The sequence below is a fragment of the Pseudolysinimonas sp. genome (assembly GCF_031389465.1).
Classification (GTDB): domain Bacteria; phylum Actinomycetota; class Actinomycetes; order Actinomycetales; family Microbacteriaceae; genus Pseudolysinimonas_A.
The window spans coordinates 1-4,375 of the sequence record NZ_JANMSQ010000318.1; the positions used below are offsets into that span (position 1 = coordinate 1).

Consider the following 4,375-nt stretch of genomic DNA (forward strand, 5'->3'; position numbering starts at 1 on the left):
TCACCTTCGCGGATGCCGAAGACGGCGACAGCCGCAAGGTGTCGTTGCGGCTCGACGAAGACGAAGCCCACACGCTCGCGGAGCTGCTCGGTGGCACGCGCATCACCGAGTCGCTCTCGGGCCTGGACCAAATTCCGGGGCTGAGCATCGACTGGTTCGCTGTCGACTACGACCACCACATCGCGGGGCAACAGCTCGGCTCGCTGACGAGTAAGGGGCTGCCCGGAGTCACCGTCGTCGCCGTCGTGCGCGGCGATTCGACGAACCCGGCGCCCGACGACGATTTCAAGGTCTTCCCGGGCGACACGCTCGTCGTGGCAGGCGCCCCCGAGAAGGTGGCGAAGGCGTTCCAGTTCTTCCGCACGGGGGAGTTCACCAAGGCCCCGGCGGAGCACTCCGCGCCACCCGGAGGCTGACATGCACCTGGCCGTGCCTTCAGACGGGCTGGGCGTCGAACTCATCACGCTCGGCGTTCTCTTCGTTCTCGCCTACGGCCTCGGACGTCTCGGCAAGCGCATCGGCTTGCCGGCGATTCCGATCTACATGATCGTCGGGCTCATCGCGAGCCCGAACTTCGAGTGGATTCCGTTCCTCAACTTCGAGCCCGCCGACGTCGAGCTCATCGCGGTGTTCGGGCTGATCTTTCTGCTGTTCTCGCTCGGTCTCGAGTTCGACACCGAGGAGTTCTTCGGCAACGCCAAGCGTCTGCTCATCTCGGGCGGCACGCGCATTGCGATCAACATGGGCACCGGCTTTGCGTTCGGCTGGCTGGTCGGCTGGGGTGCCCGGGAAGCGCTCATCATCGCGGGGATGACGGCGATGTCGTCGAGCGCGATCATCACGAAACTGCTCATCGAGTTGCGGCGTCTGGCGAACCAGGAGACCCCGGTCGTGCTCGGCATCGCGGTCGTCGAGGATGTCTTCATCGCGGTGTACCTCGCGATCGTTTCGGTCGTGCTGAGCGGCGAAACCGAGGTGTGGCCGATCGTCGTGCAACTGAGCGTGGCGTTCGCCTTCCTGATCGCGATGTTCACGATCGCGCGGTTCGGGGGCCGACTGATCTCGCGACTCGTCGGCACCCGCGACGACGAGCTGTTCACGATCGCGTTCTTCGGTCTCGCGCTCGGGTTCGGCGGGCTGGGCGAGGTGCTCGGGGTGTCGGACGCGATCGGCGCGTTCCTGATCGGCCTGGTGCTCGGCGCCACCCGCCACAAGGCCCGAATCGAAGCGCTCACCCTGCCGCTGCGTGACGTGTTCGCGGCATTCTTCTTTCTCAACTTCGGGCTCGCACTCGATCCGTCGACCTTTGGGGATGTCGTCGTTCCGGTCGCCGTCGCGGTCGTCATGACTCTCGTCGTCAACACCGCCGGCGGCCAGTTGATCGCCCGGCTGAACGGCCTCACCCCGGCGCAGGGGCTCAACGTGTCGACGATGCTGCACAACCGCGGCGAGTTCACCCTCATCCTGGCGACGCTCGCCGCCGCTGCCGGGCTTGATCCGAGACTGACGCCGTTCGCCGGCCTCTACGTGCTCTCGATGGCGATCATCGGCCCGGTGCTCGCGGTCAACTCCGAACGACTCGGCTCCCTCGGACCGGCCGCGCGTCGCGCCCGCAAGATCGACGTGGAACGCGACCGGGAGTTCGCGCTCGCCGAGCTCGCGATGGCCGGTGGGATTGACGACGACGAGCCCGCCATCGAAATCGCGGCCGGCGAGATGGTCGAGCCGCAGCCGACCACCGACGACGAGACGACGCCTCAGCGCGAGAGGGATCCGGAGTATTGAGCGGCACCCCGTCATCCCTGTCGGCGCGGTTTTGGGCGACGGCCCGCACACCGCGCTGGATCGCCGCCCTGCTGCTGTCGCTCGGGATCGCGGCGGCGTTCGCGGCGCTCGGGCAATGGCAACTCGACCGCAGCATCGAGAACGTGCAGGTCATCGAGATCGACACCGAGACCGCGGTGCCGCTCGAACAGATCGCCGAGCCGGGCAGCGGGATGACGGATGCCCAGCAGGGCCGCACCGTCACCGTTGAGGGCGAGTTCGTGCGCGGCGAGTTCGTGCTTCTGAGCGATCGCGGCGACGGTCAGGGCTCGAGGACGATGTGGCTGGTCGGGCACCTCGTGACGGACGAGGGCGTCTCGCTGGCCGTCGCCATCGGAACCACGCCGACCTCGATCCAGCCCCTCTCGCTCAAGCCGGAACGAGCCGAGTGGGTCGGGCGATACCTGCCGAGCGAGGAGCCGCAGTCCTCCGACTTCGAGAACGGGGAGCGCAGCGCCCTCGCCGTTCCCGAATTGATCAACCTCTGGGCGGATCCCGGGCCGGTGTATGCGGGCTATCTCGTGCTCGCGGAGCCTGTCGACGGGCTCGGCGTGATCCGGGCCGATGCCCCCGAACGCGAGGTGACGCTCAACCTGCTCAACGTGTTCTACGCGATCGAGTGGGTGCTGTTCGCGGGCTTCGCGATCTACCTCTGGTACCGCCTGGTTCGGGATGCCGTGGAGCGTGCCGAGGAGTTGGCGGCTCCGTAGACTGAGGGCATGCCCCTCGGACCTCGCCCCGACGACGTCCCCCGCATCCGCCTCGTGCTGAAGCTGTTCCGCGTTTCGGCGATCGTCACCGGCGTCTTCCTGCTGCTGCTCGTCGTGATGATGGTGGCCCGCTACGGGTTGCTGGTCGACATCGAGTACTCGGATGCCTACGGCTTCGGGCTCACCCCGCGCGAGCTGATTGAAGAGCGGGGATCGCTCAACGTGTCGCTCGTCATCCTCACGACGCACGGCTGGCTGTACGTCGTCTACCTGGCCCTCAACTTCCTGCTGTGGCGGTTCGCGCGGTGGTCGTTCGGGCGGTTCCTGTTCATCGCGCTCGGCGGCATCATCCCGCTGCTGTCGTTCTTCTTCGAGTTCTCGGTGCCGCGGTGGGTGCGTGCCGAACTCGCCAAGGTTGAAGCCCCCTCGGAGGTACCTGCGTGAGTTCGCAAGGCTCTCAACGACCCGTTCTCGTCGTCGACTTCGGGGCGCAGTACGCGCAGCTGATCGCGCGGCGAGTGCGCGAGGCGAACGTCTACAGCGAGATCGTTCCGCACACCATCACCGCCGACGAGGTGCGCGCGATGGACCCGGCGGGCATCGTTCTCTCCGGTGGTCCATCGAGTGTCTACGAGGAGGGCGCGCCGACGCTCGACCCGGGCGTGCTCGAACTTGGCATCCCGGTGCTCGGCATCTGTTACGGATTCCAGATCATGGCGCAGCAACTCGGCGGCGAGGTCGCCCCGACCGGCGGGCGCGAGTACGGCTCGACCCAGGTGCGGCGGGTCGGCCCGTCGAGCGTGTACGAGGAGGGCGCCCCGACGCTCGACCCCGGCATCCTCGAGCTCGGAGTGCCCGTGATGGGTATTTGCTACGGCTTCCAGATCATGGCGCAGCAGCTCGGCGGCGAGGTGGCCCCCACCGGTGGTCGCGAGTACGGCTCGACGCAAGTAAAGCTCACCGGTTCGCCGGGAGTGTTCCTGGAGGGTCAACCCGACGAGCAGACCGCATGGATGTCGCACGGCGACTCGGTGGTGCGCGCGCCCGAGGGGTTCGACGTGCTCGCCTCGTCGGACGTCACCCCGGTCGCCGCCTTCGCGAGCGACGCCCGCAAGTTGTACGGGGTGCAGTGGCATCCCGAGGTGAAACACTCCGCCCACGGGCAGGCGGTGCTCGAGAATTTCCTGCACAAGGCGGCCGGCATCCCGGGTGACTGGAACAGCGGCAACGTCATCGCCGAACAGGTGGCGCGCATCCGTGAACAGGTCGGCAGCGCGCGGGTGCTCGCGGCGCTCTCCGGCGGGGTCGACTCGGCGGTCGCCGCGGCGATCGTGCACGAAGCCGTCGGCGATCAGTTGGTGTGCGTTTTCGTCGACCACGGGCTGCTGCGAGCGGGGGAGCGCGAGCAGGTGGAGACCGACTACGTCGCGGCAACCGGCATCCGGCTGGTGACGGTGGATGCCCGCGAACAGTTCCTCGCGGCGCTCGCCGGGGTGAGCGACCCCGAAACCAAGCGCAAGATCATCGGGCGCGAGTTCATCCGCACCTTCGAAGCGGCGGAGCGCGACCTGGTCGCCGAAGCGGCCGCGGATGGGGAGCCGATCCGGTTCCTGGTTCAGGGCACCCTGTATCCGGATGTCGTCGAATCGGGCGGCGGTTCGGGCACCGCCAACATCAAGAGCCACCACAACGTCGGCGGGCTGCCCGACGACCTCCAGTTCGACCTCGTCGAACCGCTGCGCACCCTCTTCAAGGACGAGGTTCGGGCCATCGGCCGTGAACTCGGGCTGCCGGCAGAGATCGTGCAGCGTCAGCCGTTTCCGGGGCCAGGACTCGGGATC

The 4,375-nt window shown here is 67.6% G+C and carries 5 protein-coding genes; all 5 read left to right on the forward strand.

Going from position 1 to position 4,375, the window contains the following annotated elements; translation table 11 throughout:
- Window positions 1-416 (forward strand): TrkA C-terminal domain-containing protein (locus RMO30_RS12290; RefSeq protein WP_309713931.1); only part of this gene is annotated, 416 nt, incomplete at its 5' end.
- A 1-nt stretch (window position 417) separates the two neighbouring features.
- Window positions 418-1,785: a cation:proton antiporter gene (locus RMO30_RS12295; protein WP_309713935.1), complete on the forward strand. Its 1,368-nt coding sequence runs from the start codon at window positions 418-420 to the stop codon at window positions 1,783-1,785.
- Entirely contained in the window at window positions 1,782-2,534 is a 753-nt protein-coding gene (locus tag RMO30_RS12300; protein ID WP_309713938.1) for an SURF1 family protein, read from the forward strand. Before RMO30_RS12295 ends, RMO30_RS12300 begins: the two co-directional genes overlap by 4 nt.
- Before the next feature lie 9 nt (window positions 2,535-2,543).
- A complete protein-coding gene (locus tag RMO30_RS12305) occupies window positions 2,544-2,978 on the forward strand; it encodes a DUF3817 domain-containing protein (protein ID WP_309713940.1) in 435 nt (144 codons plus the stop codon).
- On the forward strand, window positions 2,975-4,375 hold a 1,401-nt coding region (guaA, locus tag RMO30_RS12310), incomplete at its 3' end, for a glutamine-hydrolyzing GMP synthase (protein WP_309713943.1). The genes RMO30_RS12305 and guaA, both read left to right, overlap by 4 nt.

Bases quoted from the DNA above. Each gene is read 5' to 3' on its own strand.
- RMO30_RS12295 (WP_309713935.1), top strand. From the start codon at position 418: ATGCACCTGGCCGTGCCTTCAGACGGGCTGGGCGTCGAACTCATCACG.
- RMO30_RS12305 (WP_309713940.1), top strand. From the start codon at position 2,544: ATGCCCCTCGGACCTCGCCCCGACGACGTCCCCCGCATCCGCCTCGTG.